Annotated in this window: 13 protein-coding genes; 6 read left to right on the forward strand and 7 right to left on the reverse strand. The window is 67.3% G+C overall.

The window, feature by feature from the left end; all coding sequences use genetic code 11:
- Positions 1 to 16 precede the first annotated feature (16 nt).
- Complete coding sequence (locus ACK1X7_RS20405) at positions 17 to 1,192, reverse strand: cysteine desulfurase family protein (RefSeq protein WP_413115475.1); 1,176 nt, start codon at positions 1,190 to 1,192, stop codon at positions 17 to 19.
- A 359-nt stretch (positions 1,193 to 1,551) separates the two neighbouring features.
- Between ACK1X7_RS20405 and ACK1X7_RS20410 the strand changes: the two genes are divergently transcribed.
- The 5 genes from ACK1X7_RS20410 to ACK1X7_RS20430 all read left to right on the forward strand — a co-directional run bounded on the left by ACK1X7_RS20410 (position 1,552) and on the right by ACK1X7_RS20430 (position 7,906).
- Positions 1,552 to 3,282, forward strand: a complete 1,731-nt coding sequence (locus tag ACK1X7_RS20410) for a DEAD/DEAH box helicase (RefSeq protein ID WP_413115476.1) — start codon at positions 1,552 to 1,554, stop codon at positions 3,280 to 3,282.
- Complete coding sequence (locus ACK1X7_RS20415) at positions 3,279 to 5,147, forward strand: ATP-binding protein (RefSeq protein ID WP_413115477.1); 1,869 nt, start codon at positions 3,279 to 3,281, stop codon at positions 5,145 to 5,147. Before ACK1X7_RS20410 ends, ACK1X7_RS20415 begins: the two co-directional genes overlap by 4 nt.
- Before the next feature lie 2 nt (positions 5,148 to 5,149).
- Positions 5,150 to 6,052: a phospholipase D family protein gene (locus ACK1X7_RS20420; RefSeq protein ID WP_413115478.1), complete on the forward strand. Its 903-nt coding sequence runs from the start codon at positions 5,150 to 5,152 to the stop codon at positions 6,050 to 6,052.
- A 201-nt stretch (positions 6,053 to 6,253) separates the two neighbouring features.
- Positions 6,254 to 6,898 (forward strand): hypothetical protein, encoded by a 645-nt coding sequence (locus ACK1X7_RS20425; protein WP_413115479.1) that lies wholly within the window; start codon positions 6,254 to 6,256, stop codon positions 6,896 to 6,898.
- Between the two features lie 207 nt (positions 6,899 to 7,105).
- Positions 7,106 to 7,906, forward strand: a complete 801-nt coding sequence (locus ACK1X7_RS20430) for a phosphoadenosine phosphosulfate reductase (RefSeq protein ID WP_413116894.1) — start codon at positions 7,106 to 7,108, stop codon at positions 7,904 to 7,906.
- 113 nt (positions 7,907 to 8,019) lie between these two features.
- Here ACK1X7_RS20430 and ACK1X7_RS20435 read toward each other — a convergent pair whose 3' ends face one another.
- From ACK1X7_RS20435 to ychF, 4 genes are all read right to left on the reverse strand, one after another.
- A complete protein-coding gene (locus ACK1X7_RS20435) occupies positions 8,020 to 8,871 on the reverse strand; it encodes a hypothetical protein (protein ID WP_413115480.1) in 852 nt (283 codons plus the stop codon).
- 57 nt (positions 8,872 to 8,928) lie between these two features.
- The gene (locus tag ACK1X7_RS20440; protein ID WP_413115481.1) at positions 8,929 to 10,371 is read right to left on the reverse strand and encodes a DNA phosphorothioation-associated putative methyltransferase; all 1,443 of its coding nucleotides are present in this window, start codon (positions 10,369 to 10,371) and stop codon (positions 8,929 to 8,931) included.
- Positions 10,372 to 10,828: 457 nt separating this feature from the next.
- Positions 10,829 to 11,722, reverse strand: coding sequence for a DUF5655 domain-containing protein (locus ACK1X7_RS20445; protein ID WP_413116895.1), 894 nt, complete (start codon positions 11,720 to 11,722; stop codon positions 10,829 to 10,831).
- A gap of 334 nt (positions 11,723 to 12,056) precedes the next feature.
- Entirely contained in the window at positions 12,057 to 13,145 is a 1,089-nt protein-coding gene (gene ychF / locus ACK1X7_RS20450; RefSeq protein ID WP_390792088.1) for a redox-regulated ATPase YchF, read from the reverse strand.
- A 220-nt stretch (positions 13,146 to 13,365) separates the two neighbouring features.
- Here ychF and ACK1X7_RS20455 point away from each other — a divergent pair, with 220 nt between their 5' ends.
- Complete coding sequence (locus ACK1X7_RS20455; protein WP_385145143.1) at positions 13,366 to 14,034, forward strand: DUF6542 domain-containing protein; 669 nt, start codon at positions 13,366 to 13,368, stop codon at positions 14,032 to 14,034.
- Here the strand turns inward: ACK1X7_RS20455 and ppgK are convergent.
- Both ppgK and ACK1X7_RS20465 read right to left on the reverse strand, forming a co-directional pair.
- Positions 13,940 to 14,731 carry a polyphosphate--glucose phosphotransferase gene (gene ppgK / locus ACK1X7_RS20460; RefSeq protein ID WP_385145144.1) on the reverse strand — a complete coding sequence of 264 codons (792 nt, stop codon included), beginning with the start codon at positions 14,729 to 14,731 and terminating at the stop codon, positions 13,940 to 13,942. The two genes, ACK1X7_RS20455 and ppgK, sit on opposite strands and share 95 nt — an antisense overlap.
- Complete coding sequence (locus ACK1X7_RS20465; RefSeq protein WP_390792089.1) at positions 14,728 to 15,771, reverse strand: 4-hydroxy-3-methylbut-2-enyl diphosphate reductase; 1,044 nt, start codon at positions 15,769 to 15,771, stop codon at positions 14,728 to 14,730. The genes ppgK and ACK1X7_RS20465 overlap by 4 nt, the downstream gene beginning before the upstream one ends.
- Positions 15,772 to 15,816: the final 45 nt, after the last annotated feature.

Here is a 15,816-nt window from a genome sequence, read left to right on the forward strand (position 1 = left end):
GTAAACGGGGTAACGGTCAGCGAGGGCCGTCGGGTTCGGCCAACGCGGCCCGAACCTGCGTCACGGCGCGTTTGACGGCCCGCGCGGCGTGCTCGATCTCGGCATCCGTGGTGGCGTAGCCCAGCGAGAAGCGGATCGTGCTGTCGGCGTCTTCCCGGGACAGACCCATCGCCAGGAGTACGTGGCTCGGCGTCGGAGCGCCGGACGCGCACGCGCTGCCCTCCGAGGCAGCGACGTCCGGCATGGCCGCCAGGACCGCGTCCGCAGGCACACCGGGGAAAGTAATGCTCGTCACGCCCGGCAAGCGCTGATCGCGTCGGCCATTGATACGGCAGTCGGGCAAGGCGCCGGTGACCAGGTGTTCGAGGCGGTCACGCAGGGCTGCGACCCGCTCGGCCTCCTCTCCGAGGCCGCGCGCCGCGGCCTCGGCCGCTGCTCCCATGCCGATGATCCCTGCCACGTTCAGCGTGCCCGCGCGCCAGCCCCGCTCCTGTCCGCCGCCTACGAGGAGCGGCCGGTGCGGAAGTGGGGACCCACGCCGTACATACAGGGCACCGACTCCCTGCGGTCCGCCAAACTTGTGGGCCGACAGCGACAAGAGGTCGACGTCGAGTTCAGCGACGTCCACGGGGAGGCGGCCGATGAGCTGCGTGGCGTCCGTGTGGAGCAGTGCGCCGGCTTCGCGGACCGCCTTGGCCACGACGCGGAGATCGGTGAGGACCCCGGTCTCGTTGTTCGCCGCCATCAGGGAGACCACTCCCCCGGAACGCGCAGCGAAGACCTGTTCTAAAGCGCCGAGATCCACCAGGCCGTCGCCACCGACCGGCAGGAGCACAAGCTCCTCGGAACTCCCAGCGGAGACCGCGCGGGCCGTCTCCAGCACAGCCGGATGCTCAACAGGGCTTGTGATCAGGGGACCTCCGGCGGTGAACGCAGCCCGGAGGGCCAGATTATTCGCTTCGGTCGCCCCGGAAGTAAAGATGATCTCGCCGGGCGAGCAGCCGAGGAGGGCGGCTAGCTGCCGACGGGCGACGTCGACCCGATGAGCCGCCTGCCGTCCGGGTTGATGCATGCTTGAGGCGTTGCCGACCGATTGCATGGCCTCGACGACAGCCGCGCGGGCCTCGGGCCGGATCGGAGCGGTGGCATTGTAGTCAAAATAGGACATATCAAGCCCATTCGGCTCGCTCATCGTCTGCCACCCCGCCTCGCTCGTGTCGCACACCAATGTACTGCTGGTGGGAACCTCGCCCCGCATCCGGGGTTCCACCAGTAGCCCGCCGTGATCCTATCCGCGAGCTGAGATCCACTCTTTGAATCACTCGAACGCGTGGTGTCGCAAGCCATTTACCGAATGAATGTTCTATGCCGTAAGCGGGGGACGCAACCGGCTCGCAGCGAGATCCTGGCCTCGGCTGACTGCACCGGGCGCGGAGCCTCCAAATGCCCCTTCTGGCTGGGCTTTTCCTCCGTTGGCACCCCTGTTGTCAGTGGCCCCGTTTAGGGTGGTCGGCACGCTCCAGCGTTGCAGTAACAACGCACGCTGGGGCGGTGTTTGAGGTGCCCGAGCTGGAGGTGGAGAAGGGTGATGGCGACAGCCGCTTCGGCCGCGGACTCGTGCGGGCTGGAGCCTGCCGTCGGGAAGGTGGGGCAGTGACGACCTGGTCACCGGGGATGTCCTTCAAGGCGCTCCTCGCGGATGCACCAATGGCGTACATCCGGGGGCATCTCGGCGAACAGCTGTGCGCTCTGCTCGACCTGATCGCGGGAGGCACGGCGGGTGACGACCGCCTCCGGGCTGTCGCACCGATCGCTATCGACGCCGAACGCCTGGTCGCCGACCCGGCTGAGCGTTCCACGCTGATCGCTCTGGTTCCGGGTCCCAAGCAGGCGGAGTTGGCGCAGCGCCTGGGCTCACTAGGGGACGAACAGCCGCCACTGGACTACCTGCAGAGCCTGAAGTGGACGGCCGACGAGCGCCGCGAGCTGCTGGAATTCTTCGGATTCACGATCGACCGGGTGCCGTCCCTCCCACCGGCGTTCAAGCAGGGCACGGACCCAGAGTACGGCTTGTTCCCGCATCAGCGTCACGCTGCGGCACGGGTCAAAGAGCTGCTGTACGACGGCCCGCGACGGACGGTGCTGCACCTCCCCACAGGCGTGGGCAAGACGCGAACGGGCATGAGCCTGATCTGTGATCACCTGCGGCAGCACGAGCCCACTGTGGTGGTGTGGCTGGCCCACGGGCAGGAGCTGCTGGAGCAGGCTGCAGCAGAGTTCGAGCGCGCCTGGGCGAAGGTCGGCGACCGGCCGCTCCCCGTCCTGCGAGTCTGGGGCAACGCCCCGGTAGACCTAGCGGAGATGACCGACGGGCTGGTCGTGCTCGGCCTAGAGAAGGCCGTCTCGGCCGCCAAGTCGAATCCGCAGTTCCTGGCTACCCTCGCTGCACGCAGCACTATGACCGTCTTCGACGAAGCCCATCAAATCATCGCGCCCACGTTCCAGCGGGTGGTCGATGAACTGACCATCCGTCATGACGCGAGCCTGCTCGGGCTGACCGCCACCCCGGGGCGCACGTGGGCCGACATCGCCAAGGACGAGGAGCTCTCCGACTACTTCTCCCGGCAGAAGGTCATGCTGGAGATCGAGGGCTACACCAACCCGGTCACAGCCCTGATCGACCAGGGCTACCTGGCCAAGCCGCTGATGCGGACGGTTGCCTCCGAGGCCGGCATGCATCTGTCCGCCCGGGACCGGCAGCTCCTTGCGCGTTCCTTCGACATCCCGGCCGCGATGGTGGCCGAACTCGCGCGCGACGAGCAGTGGAACCTCAAGATCATTCAGACGATCACGGAGCTGCTCCAGCAGCAGCACAGGCGCATCCTGGTTTTCGCGGCCTCCGTGGACCACTGCCGCCTGATCGCGGCCGTACTGTCCGCAGCAGGCTTCGATGCCGAGTTCGTGACGGGTGAGTCCTCTCCTCGGCATCGCAGCCAGGTCATCTCACGATTCAAGGGGCCCGGCCGGCGCCCCATGGTGCTGTGCAACTTCGGCGTCCTGACGACCGGCTTCGACGCACCGGCGGCCAGCGCGGCAGTGATCGCCCGTCCGACCAAGTCCCTGGTGCTGTACAGCCAGATGGTCGGCCGCGTCATCCGCGGCCCGAAGGCCGGCGGCACAGACACCTGCGAAATTATCACCGTTGTGAACCCGGAGCTTCCCGGGTTCGGAGACGTGGCAGAAGCATTCACGAACTGGGAAGACGTATGGGAGACAGCATGACCAGCGACGGCAGCAACTACCGGATCGTCAGTCCTTCGCTGACCGTCAAGGCCATGCGGGACAGCGGTTACAAGAACACCGCCTACGCCCTCGCCGAGCTGATCGATAACAGCATCGACGCCAAAGCCACTCTCGTGGAGGTCTTCGCCTGCGAGAAACCTGTCAAAGTCGGCACGCGGACCAGCCACCGCGTGGAGACCATCGCCGTCCTCGACAACGGTCACGGCATGGAGCCCCCGCAACTCCGGCGTGCCCTCAAGTACGGCGACGGCCAGGGCGCCGACCCCGGGCGCATCGGTCGTTTCGGCATGGGGCTTCCCAACTCCAGCATGTCTCAGTGCACCCGGCTCGACGTCTGGTCCTGGACCAACGGCGCGGGCAATGCCATGCACACCTACCTCGACCTTGAAGAGATCGAGAAGGGCCTGATCGACGACGTCCCCGACCCCACCCACGAGCCGCTCCCGGATGAATGGCGGGACCTGAGCGAAGGGCTCGCTGACACGGGCACCCTTATCGTCTGGACCAACCTGGACAAGGTCAACTGGTACGGAGCCGCAGCCACTCTCAAGAACACCGCCGACCTGATCGGCCGTGTCTACCGGCACTACCTCCACAACGGACGCGTCGACATCCGGATGGCCCCCGTCCGCGAGGGCAAGGTCATGGACGGCGAGTATTACGCCGTCCCCAACGACCCGCTGTACCTGATGGCACCCACCTCCACTCCCCAGCCGTTCTCGGACAAACCGATGTTCATGCCCTTCTCCATGGGCAGTGAGTCCGAGCCCGGCGTGATGCACTTCCCCGTGGTCCACCAGGGCAAGAGGTACAACATCACGGTCAGGGCCTCCATAGCGCGTCCGGAAGCCCGTCGCGCCGACGTCGAAGGCCATCCGTGGCCCGATGGAATCAGCCGCACGAGCGACCCTGGCTTCCTTCCGTGGGGCAAGCATGCCAGCCGCAACGTCGGCATCTCCCTCGTACGCCAGGGCAGGGAGCTGGACCTCGACGCGTCCTGGGCCATCGGCTACAACCCGACGGAACGATGGTGGGGCATCGAAGTTGAGTTCCCGCCGGAACTCGACCCCATCTTCGGTGTGACGAACAACAAGCAGAGCGCCACCGTCTTCTCCTCCCTGGCCCACTTCGAGTGGAAGGCACACGCAGAGGCCGCCGAGTCCTTCAAGGGCTTCAAGGAACGCCTTGCCGAGCTCGGCGATCCGCGTCTTCCCCTGATCGACCTCGTGCTCTACCTGGAAGAAAAACTGCTGCCGGCCATCCGTCGCCAGCTGAAGCAGCAGACGATCGGCACCCGCAAGAGCAAGAAGCGGCACGACGAGGATGTCGCCTCCAAGGTCACGGACGCCGTCAAGCGCCGGAGCGAGGAGGGCTACACCGGCAAGACCGACGAACTGGAAGAAGGCACGACCCCCGAGGCCAAGCGGCATGAACAGGTCGAGGCCCTCACCCAGCGGCACCACCTGGACGAGGACACCGCCCAGTCCATGGTCGAAGAGTCCCTGGAGAAGGATCTGCGCGCGCGGTGGATCTCCAGTTTCCAGGACACCTCCGCCTTCTTCAGCATCGACCTCATGGCCGGCATGCTGCAGGTGATCTTCAACGAGAAGCACCCGCTGCACGCCCAACTCATGGCCGTCCTCGAAGACGTCCCCGAGGACGCCGACGCCAATGACCTGCGCGACCGGCTCGACCGTGCCGCCGACACCTTCAAGCTGCTGCTCTTCTCCTGGGCTCGGATGGAAGACGAGACCTACCCTGACCGCGACCGCGAGCGCATCGCCGACGCGCGGCGCGAGTGGGGCCGGTACGCCCGCGACTTCGTGGACGGGAAGGCCGACTGAGCGTGCCCGAACTTGGCCACATCTGGCAGCAGATCGAAGAATTGATGGCGGGCGCCCACGGACGGGTAACCCTCGTGGCGCCCTTCATCAAGCGAGAGGTTCTTGCGGCCGCGTTGTCCGCCCTCCCCACCGCCGTCGAGGACATCGAGTGCATCACACGCTGGGTCCCCGAAGAGGTGGCGGCCGGGGTATCCGATCCCGAGATCATCGAGCTCGCCGAGGAGGACAAAAGGCTGCGCATCGCGCTGTGCCCGACCTTGCATGCCAAGCTGTACCTCACTGGCGAGCGCTGCCTGATCGGGTCCGCCAACCTGACGGGGAAGGCAACCGGCCGCGCCGCCAACGCCAACATCGAGATCCTGGTGGAGGCACCCTCCGCCCATCCCGAAATCGTCCGGGTACTCGCAGAGATCGAGGCCCGGGCGGTCGAGGCGACTCCCCACATGGCCGCCTTGGTCAGAAGTCAGGCCGAGCTACTGAAGGAGCAACGTCCGACCGCCTCTGACCAGCCACGAGAGGAAGCCCCACAGGGCTGGTATCCCGTCACGCGACGCCCGGACGCCCTCTACCCGTACTACTGCGGGCGAGCCCAGTTCGGGCGCTCCGTCGAAGCAGCCATCGTGCGCGACCTCGCGCTCCTCGGCGTTCCGGCCGGCCTGTCCGAGACGGAGTTCTCGGACTTGATCGAGAGCCGGCTGCGGGAGATCCCCGCCCTCCAGGCGCTCGTGGCCGGTGACCGCCTGAGCAATGTGGAGTTGCAGCACGCGCTGCAGGAACAGACCAGCCTGACCGACGAGCAGGCACGAAGGACCACTGAGACCATCGCCGCATGGCTTCGCCACTTCGGCCGTTTCTATACCGACGTCGGGACATGGGAAATCCGGCACGGACAGGAGCTGGCCTAGCCCCCGGTAGTCACGACCGGCCTCGGCGTCGAGGCCGGCTCCGGGGCAGACACCGTGCTTCCCAGCTAGCCGCCGCCATCCTCCGGCCGGATGCGCCGGGCTGCCTGCAGGCTCGCCTAGGATCTCTGCAAACAGCCCGGTGACGAGGTCGTGCCCGCGTGGCAGCCACCTGGCAGGAACGTCGGTGTGGGGAAGGTGCTCATGTCTCAAGCGCGGGTCCCGTACCTGCTCGGGCACGCTGAGATCGCCGCCCTCTTCACGGTTGAGCGCCAGACGTCACAGAAATGGCGCACAGAAGGCACGCTGCCGGAGCCTGACCTGGTCGCCTCGGGCAATCCGTACTGGTTGCTGACGACGGTGCTTCAGGTCAGCGGCGGCGACCGCGAGGCTGATCAGCAACAACTGGCGGCCTACAAGGCTGGAATCCCCGAGGGCTACGACGCGCAGGATAGGGAGCATCTGCCTGTCGTCCTCGGCATCCAGGAAGTTGGCCGCGTCCTCGGTAAGGACGCCCAAGCCGTTTCCCGGTGGCGTAACCGTCGGCGGATCGCCGAGGCCGACCTGATCCTCTCCGGCTCCCCGCTCTGGCTCCTGGAGACCATCCTGACCGACGCACGGCAACGGCAGCGGACCGTCGTCCCCGCCGAGGTCGCCAGGCTCCGCGCAGGGCAGCGTACCCCGCAGAAACCTCGCGGACGCAGACACAACACCCCGGCCGCGCCCCCGTCCCAGGAGCCGCTGCCCGCCGCCCGGGCGTTCTCCGCTGCCGATCAGACCACCGCCGCCGAGTTCCTCGCCTCGGTGCTGGCCCAGGGTTACTCCGTCGTCATCAAGCCCCAGCGCTAGACCGACGGTCCCGATACACGAATGCCAACGCCTGCGGACGGCTGTTGTCCTGTTCGCCAGCAGCAGTGAGAGGAACACTTGATTTCGTGGAACTCTGTCCATACTGTCTCTCATATGTCGATCTTGCAGCACACCGCCGGAGCCCATCACGCCAATCCCACCGACTCCATCCTCCAGGCCGCTCCCCGCGAGCCCAACCGTTCTCCGATGAAGGTCGTTTCGTACGGAGGCGGTGTCCAGAGCACCGCCCTACTCGTGTTGGCCGCTGGTGGAGAGATCGACTTCCGCACCTTCCTGTTCGCCAACGTCGGCGACGACAGCGAGCACCCGGCGACCCTCGCCTACGTTCGCGAGATCGCCATCCCGTACGCCGCACGTGAGGGACTGGACGTCCACGAGCTCAAGCGGCGCCGACGCGACGGGACCACGGAAACACTCATGCAGCGGCTGAACCGGCCAGACACCCGGTCGATCCCCATCCCGGTCCGCATGGCCAACGGCGCTCCTGGCCGCCGCAACTGCACCGCCGACTTCAAGATCAAGGTGGTCGGGCGGTGGCTTCGGGAGCACGGCGCCACCGCGGAGGCCCCGGCGGCGGTCGGCATCGGCATATCACTCGACGAAATCCATCGTGCCAACCGCCGGCGGAGGGAAGCCCACGAGGTCATCGAGTACCCGCTACTCGACCTCGGGCTGCGCCGGGACGACTGCGAGCGCATCATCACCGAGGCTGGCCTGCCGGTACCGCCTAAGAGCGCCTGCTTCTTCTGCCCCTTCCGCACCGTCGACACCTGGCGCTACCAGCGCAGGCACGAGCCCGAGTTGTTCGCTCAGTCGGTCCGGCTGGAGGAGACGATCAACCGTCGGCGGGCCGCACTCGGGCGAGATGACGTGTATCTCACGAGGTACGGGGTCCCGCTCACTCAAGCCATCCCCGATGAGGGCCCGGGGGTAGGTGCCGTCGATGAGGATGAGGGGGTGTGCGACTCCGGCTGGTGCATGACCTGATAGGTGTCGAGCAAGCTGCGATGGGTGGGGTCGGAAGCCATGGCTTCGGACCCCACCCATCGTTTGTCTCTGGCATGCCGACGTGGCCGCAGCAGGCGGTGCTGGCGGTGCAATCAGAGCTCGGGCGGCTCGCCGGGCTGAAGGTGGAGGACGGCGAGGTACTCACCGTAGGGCATCTCTTCATCCACCCAGCGGCTGCCGCCCGAGGAGTCGGGAATCCACATGCCGTCGAGAAGGTACTTGTCGTCGAAGACGGCGACGCGGCCCTCCTGTACCGCTGCCGCCATCAGCAGCTGGATTCCCAGCAGCAACACTGTGGCGGCTTCCTTGGCCGCGCAGACCTCGGCGTGCCCGGTGGGAAAGACCTTCCCGTCCGCGTCGCTGTCCGGCTCGGGGATGGCGGCACGGCCCCGGACGGCCATCTCGTGCAGGGCAATCGCCTGGGTCACCGCTGCCGCCACCGGCGTGCCGACGCCCGGCACCCCGTCCGGGGCATGCGTCCCCAGATGGTCGGCGACCGCGCATGCGTGTACCAGCCATGCGTCGCCGTGGTGGTGCAGCCGCTGTTCTGCGGCCTCGACGGCCAGTCCAGGCTCCGGGGTGCCCGGGTGCAGCAACCGGACGAATCCTTCAAGTGCTGCGCGCAGGTAGCCGAGACGGACCTGGTGCTGCTGCCACTCCTCCATCATTTCGGTCCAGACCGCGTCGAAGTCGAGGCCGGCCGAGCACATGCCGCCGTCGTCATACGACATGTCGAACGTCACCGTGCGCAGGCTCTGCGCGAGGCGCAGCCACTTGTAGGCCGTGTCCCAGCTGTTCTGCATCCCGGGAACACTGGAGACGGCGGATGCATGCTCCACCCAGTCAGTGAGTTCGCGGACGTGCTCCTCGGGCTCGGACAGCGCGAGGGTTGACAGCGTGCGGTATGAGGGCAAGCAGGAGCCCTCCATCCGGGTAGTGGTCATGGGTGGAGCGTGACACACAGCACTGACAATCGTTCCGGTGCCGATAGCCCGCGACTCTCAGGTGCCGGTCGTGCGCCGTACAAGCCGGTGGCCTCGCAACGCCCGCTCACAGCGTACGAGTTCGCGTTCCCAGCCCTCTTCCGTGCCGATTAGGTGCGGACTCTCGTAGAGGCCGGCGCGTACCTCGGCGTCCGTGAGCCGCCGGTATTTGGGTGCGTCGGGATCATCCTCGGCGAGGAACTCGTGTTTCCGGTGAAGCAGAGGGCGGTTGGTGGAGTCCGCGTAGGAGGTGAATGAGGACTTGAGAGTCTTCAGGTCGACGGCGTACGACGCGGCGATGCGCGGATGAGGATCCGTGTCGAACTCGGGGTAGTCCAGCCAGCTGACACCGCGGCCCTGGTGGCGGAGCTTGACCACGGACCACTCGCCAGGGCGGCCGGCAGCGATGCTCGCGCACTGCTCGTACAGGCGCAGCACGACTGGGATCCGATGGAGTGCCCGGCGGTGCACGTACAGGGCGGTCGCGGTGAACTTGCCGGCGATTGATCCGTTCATCGCACGACGGACGTAGGCGTCGTCGCGCAGCTTGAACAGCAGCCGATCCGCTCGCTGGCACGCCTCGGCGTACGAAGGGAAGAAAGCACGGATGTCCAGTTGCACCGGCAGGGGCAGACTGCTGACCGGGCCTCGACCGTGAAACAGCTCCAGGGCGAGGAACAACAGCGTGTCGAGGGCTCCACGCTCGGCACTTCGTTCAACCTTCGCAGGGTCTGCTTCCTGCTCGGCAAGGCGCTTGAGTTCAGCGGGGCGCAGGTGGCCGAGGAGGCTGATAATGGGCTGCGGCATTTCCTCCAGCTGAGGCATCCTGCCGCGCTCTTCGAGATGAGCGACGACCGAGGTGATCGCCGAGGCGGTGTCTTCGGACGCCAGCCATCCCCCGTCGGGGGCGACCTGGCGGGCCAGGTAACCCAAACGGGCCGCATCGTCCTTGAAGGCATAGACGATGCCTGGCGCCGCCGACACGCAGCGGACGCCGGTGGCTTCCTCGACGTAGTCGCGAAGCTCGCCGGCGGCATAGAGGTGCTGGAAGGTGCGACGCCGTGTGAGGATGCCGTCGCCGTACTCCGTACCTTTGATCTGGTTGCGCTCCCACCTCAACCGCGCGGACACCACAAGCGCCGATTTGGCGAGGTCCCAGGCCCGTAGGAGCGTCTCACGTCGTTCGGCGGGATTCTCAATGACGTTCAGGACATAGGTGAGAAGAACCACCTCGGCCGGCTCGCGCCGTCCGTCCGGAAAGTGCACCGGGTCCCACCCCACGGCATCGAGGCCGAGGTGCTGCAGTGCCCGTACATCGCCGCCACGTCCGCACCCGTAGTCCAGCACTCCCGTTTCGGGTTCCAGCTGGAGGTCGCCGACCGCGCGGCGGGCCGGCAGTGAGAGACCGACTCGGCCGATTGCGGTCTGATGCCTCTGGCTGCTCCACAGCTGCTGTGTCATCGGCGTCCCCTGATTCCACGGACAGGCCAGCATTCGACAGAACCGAACCATACGGGACACCCGAGCCGGTGACCGTTATAAGCCATTACCCTTCGGATCGTGAGTGCGGTGTGCTCCAAGGCCGCTGGGCCGGGTAGCCCCATCGCCTTCGTGCATGAAATCTGTACCTCTGGCGCAGTTGGAAGTTGCTGGGAAACCGATCGCCAGGCGGCCTTGTTGTCGCCCTTGGAGTGATGGCTCCAGCAGTCGCGGCCGGGTTAGCCGCCAGCCGTTCACGCTGATCATCGGCTCACAAGAGCGGGGCAACATAGCGCGGGATCGCCGGTTGGCCAAACCGGCGTTCCCGCGCACCATCGATAGTCCACCGCCACACCCTGCCCGCACGCCGAGAGGTTCCACCTACGACCACAGACACGTCACGAAGCGCAGCCGCCAAGAGGCTGGCAGCGGCAGCCGATCACGCCGCCACGTAGCTTGCCCGAAACAGATCCTGCGCCCGCTCCACGTCCCTCGGCGTACGGAGCTGGACCTCAAGATCACCCGTCCCGTGGTGACCAAGACCGGACACGTCCCGGGTGAAGCCCGGAACAAGCTCGACGTCCTGCGGGTCGACCTTCAGGTAGACCAGCAGCTTGCTGCGCTGCGGCGGGCAGAGGCAGGCGAAGTTCCGCAACCGCTGATACGCCCGGTACTGCTTGCGCTCAACCCGGTTCACACCGTCCCCTAGCCCAAGCAGGGCCTCGTCGACCGCGCCCGCCAGCTCCACCATCGACGCACGCTGGACGTCGGCCGCCCGGGCAATCGTCCGGCCCCGCACCCGGCGGGCTACCTGCATGCCGCCGCTCACGGAGGCCACGGTCTCAAGCCCGAGCAGGTCCCTGCCGAAGAGTCGGTAGCGGACCAGGTCGATCGAGCGCCGGTGCTCGCGCACGGCATGCACGTCGTAGCGGGTGAAGTCGCCGGCGATGCAGATCAGGCGCGGGCCGCTCCACAGGACCTGGGACGCGGCCGTTACCCCGAGCCGGTTGCGGACCAGGTGCTCGAACTCGGCGCGATGGTCCATCAGCCACGCCAGATAGAAGAGACCCTGGTGGATGACGCCGGCATCGACACCACGCTTGTACTCGACGATGACCGGCGATCCGTTCTCGTCCAGCCCGAGCGAATCGATCCGGCCCCCGTGCACCGGCCCGATGCTGTACTCGCTCGCCAGGAACCGAACCCCCAGCAGCGTCTCCATGTGCGTCTCCACGAGACCCTGCACATCTGCCTCGACCTCAGCAAGACGCGGCATGACCTCAGTCATACCTCTTTTCATTGCGTCCGTACGAAACAACTTCACGCCGACCACCCCCGACATCGCATAAAAGATAAACAACGTCGGGCGGGGCGAGATTTGTTTCCGCAACGGCCGTTAAGCCTGTGGAGAACGTGTGCTGAACGGCCGAGCGACCGGGTCAGCGAACCCCGGCGCACGCACACACGCCCCTGCGTGCCCAGCGCTGCGCATGCATCCAGCACGAATCCAGCACGGTACAGATATGAGGGGTGATGACAGGTGACGAGAGATCAGGAAATCCAGCACCTATCCAGCACGGTAAAAATCAAGGGGCCTGACCCCGAAGAGTCAGACCCCATATGACCTGCGCGTTTGCCAGATCAGCGAAGTGGTGCTAAGTCACCCGCTAGACATTGAAGCGGAACTCCACCACGTCCCCGTCCTGCATCACATACTCCTTGCCCTCCATGCGGGCCTTGCCCGCCGCGCGGGCCTCGGCCACCGAGCCGGTGGTGACGAGGTCGTCGTAGGAGATGACCTCGGCCTTGATGAAGCCCTTCTGGAAGTCGGTGTGGATCACACCGGCCGCCTCGGGGGCCGTGGCGCCCTTCTTGATGGTCCAGGCGCGGGATTCCTTGGGGCCGGCGGTGAGGTAGGTCTGGAGGCCCAGGGTGTCGAAGCCGACGTGGGCGAGGGTGGCGAGGCCGGGTTCTTCCTGGCCTACGGACTGGAGGAGCTCCAGGGCCTCGTCCTCGTCCAGCTCGGCGAGGTCGGCCTCCAGCTTGGCGTTGAGGAAGATCGCCTCGGCGGGGGCGACGAGGGCGCGCTGCTCGGCCTTGAAGGACTCGTCGGTGAGCTCGTCCTCGTCGACGTTGAAGACGTAGAGGAAGGGCTTGGTGGTGAGCAGGTGCAGCTCGTGGAGGAGGGCGGCGCGGTCGCTGCCCTGGACGATGCCGGCGGAGAAGAGGGTGCGGCCCTCTTCGAGGATGGCCTGGGCCTCCTCGACTGCCTTGACCTGGGGCTGCTTGTCCTTCTTGATCCGGGACTCCTTGACCAGGCGCGGCAGCACCTTCTCGATGGTCTGGAGGTCGGCGAGGATCAGCTCGGTGTTGATCGTCTCGATGTCGCTCTTCGGTGAGATCTTGCCGTCGACGTGGACGACGTTCTCGTCCTTGAAGGCGCGGATGACCTGGCAGATGGCGTCGGACTCACGGATGTTCGCCAGGAACTTGTTGCCCAGGCCCTCGCCCTCCGAGGCGCCCTTGACGATGCCCGCGATGTCGACGAAGTCGACGGTGGCGGGGAGCTTGCGGGCCGAGCCGAAGATCTCGGCGAGCTTGTCCAGGCGGGGGTCGGGGACGCCGACCACGCCGACGTTGGGCTCGATAGTGGCGAACGGGTAGTTGGCCGCCAGCACGTCGTTCTTGGTCAGGGCGTTGAAAAGGGTCGACTTGCCGACATTCGGCAGACCGACGATTCCGATCGTGAGCGACACGTTGGCGACTTCCCGTAACTTCCCGTGGTCGGGATGTGAGGACAGAGGACGGACCCCGGCGGGGCCGGTCCACCAGTCTACGGGGCCGCCTCCGATCGCCCGGCCGATCATCCGGCCGATCACCCAGCCGGGCCGACAATCGGTCGAACACACTGCCAAGGTCCTGCGAAGGGCGTGTCCAAGACCGGATTCCCGCCCTCCGGCCGCCTACGTTGGTCGGGTGGAGCAATACAGCACGCGTACGCCGCGCCGCGCGGCGGCCCCGCCGCCCCGCCCGGCCGCGGACGACACGTATACCGGCCGGAGCCGAGGCGCGGGTCAGGGCCGTGGGCGGCCCGGCGGCGCGGTCCGGGATGCCCGGCCGCCCGCGCGGCGGACGGGGCCGTCCGGTCCGGCCGCGGCGCTGCCCGCCGCGCTGCGGCGGGCCCGGGGGCTGTCCCTCCCGGACCCCCGGCTGACCGGGCTGGGCGCGGGGCTGCTGACCGCGCTCACGATGCTGGGCATCGGCTGCCTGGACGCGCTGCTGTTCTCCGGCTCGCCCACCGTCTACAGCGTGCTCTTCCTGCCCGCCTGCGCGGCCTGCGGGCTGTGGGTGCGCCCGGCCGATCTGCTGGCGGCGCCGGTGACGGCGCCGCTGGCCTATACGGTCGGGCTGCTGCCCATCAACGACGGTTCCCCGGGGTTCAGCGGACAGGCGGTGGGAGTGTTCACCGCACTGTCGCTACAGGCCGGCTGGCTCTACGCGGGGACGCTGCTGACCGTGGTGATCGTGCTCGTACGGCGGGCCGTACTGGTCACCCGGCGTCGTCGGCAGCAGCGGCCGCGGCCATCGCGGCACCCACGATCCCCGCATTATTCTGGAGCTGCGCAGGCACGATCTCGGCCCTGACGCCCTCGATCAGCGGCAGGAACTTGTCCGCCTTACGGCTCACTCCGCCGCCCAGCACGAACAGCTCCGGTGAGAACAGCATCTCCAGGTGCTGGAGGTACTTCTGCACCCGGCGCGCCCAGTGCGACCAGCTCAGCTCGTGATCGTCCTTGGCCTTGGTCGAGGCCCGCTTCTCCGCCTCGTGGCCGCCCAGCTCCAGATGGCCCAGCTCGGTGTTGGTCAGCAGATGCCCGTCGCTGAAGAGCGCGCTGCCGATGCCGGTGCCGAGGGTGAGCACGATCACGGTGCCCTTGACGCCGCGGGCGGCGCCGAAGGCCACCTCCGCGACCCCGGCCGCGTCCGCGTCGTTCAGCACCGTGACGGGGCAGTCCAGCCGCTCGCCGAGCTGTGACGCCAGATCGGTGCCGATCCAGCTCTTGTCGACATTCGCCGCGGTAAGGGTGACACCGTTCTTCACCACGCCCGGGAAGGTCACCCCGACCGGCCGCCCGGACCAGTCGAAATGCCGGACGACCTCCACCACACCGTCCAGGACCGCCTCGGGCGTGGACGGGTGCGGGGTGAGCACCTTGTGGCGCTCCTCCGCCAGCTCGCCCCGGTCCAGGTCCACCGGGGCGCCCTTGATGCCCGAACCGCCGATGTCGATGCCGAACACCTTCGCCGCGGACGCCCCCGTGGCCCCCTGGTTCTGCGTCACCGCTGGGATCCCTCCGCCTCGGCGGCGACCGCCGCGGCCTCCGGCTCACCCGCGGACGTCGCGGCCGCTGCCGCCTCCGCCCGCAGATCCCGGCGCAGCTCCTTGGGGAGCGAGAAGGTCAGGGACTCCTGCATCGGCTGGACGACCTCGACATCGCCGAAGCCGCGCTCGGCCAGCCACTCCAGGACGCCCTCGACGAGCACGTCCGGCACGGAGGCGCCCGAGGTCACGCCGACCGTGGTGACGCCCTCCAGCCATGCCTCGTCGATCTCGCTCGCGTAGTCGACCAGATGGCCGTCCTTGGCGCCCGCGCCGATGGCGACCTCCACCAGCCGCACCGAGTTGGAGGAGTTCTTGGAGCCGACCACGATGACCAGGTCGGACTCGGCGGCCACCTGCTTGATGGCGATCTGGCGGTTCTGGGTGGCGTAGCAGATGTCGTCGCTGGGCGGGCTGATGAGCTGCGGGAAGCGCTCCTTGAGCGCGTCCACGGTCTCCATGGTCTCGTCGACCGAGAGAGTGGTCTGGGAGAGCCAGACGACCTTGGACTCGTCGCGCACGTCGACGTTCTTCACATCGTCGGGGCCGTCGACCAGGGTGATGTGGTCCGGGGCCTCACCGCTGGTGCCGATGACCTCCTCATGGCCCTCATGACCGATCAGGAGGATGTCGTAGTCCTCCTTGGCGAACCGGACTGCTTCCTTGTGGACCTTGGTCACCAGGGGACAGGTGGCGTCGATGGTGGCCAGCTTGCGCTCGGCGGCCTCCTCGTGGACCACCGGCGCGACACCGTGCGCCGAGAAGATCACGATGGAGCCCTCGGGCACCTCCTCCGTCTCGTCGACGAAGATGGCGCCCTTCTTCTCCAGGGTCCGGACGACGTACTTGTTGTGGACGATCTCCTTGCGCACATAGATCGGCGCGCCGTACTGCTCCAGGGCCTTCTCGACGGCGATCACGGCACGGTCGACACCGGCACAGTAGCCACGGGGGGCCGCGAGCAGGACCCGGCGGGCGGAGGTTGCAGTCATGTCCCCCATGGTAGGGGCGATGACCCCGGGGTCTGTCGGTGGTGACCGCTACCC

Origin of the sequence: Streptomyces sp. CY-1, assembly GCF_047218265.1 — a bacterium.
GTDB classification, from domain to species: Bacteria; Actinomycetota; Actinomycetes; order Streptomycetales; family Streptomycetaceae; genus Streptomyces; species Streptomyces niphimycinicus.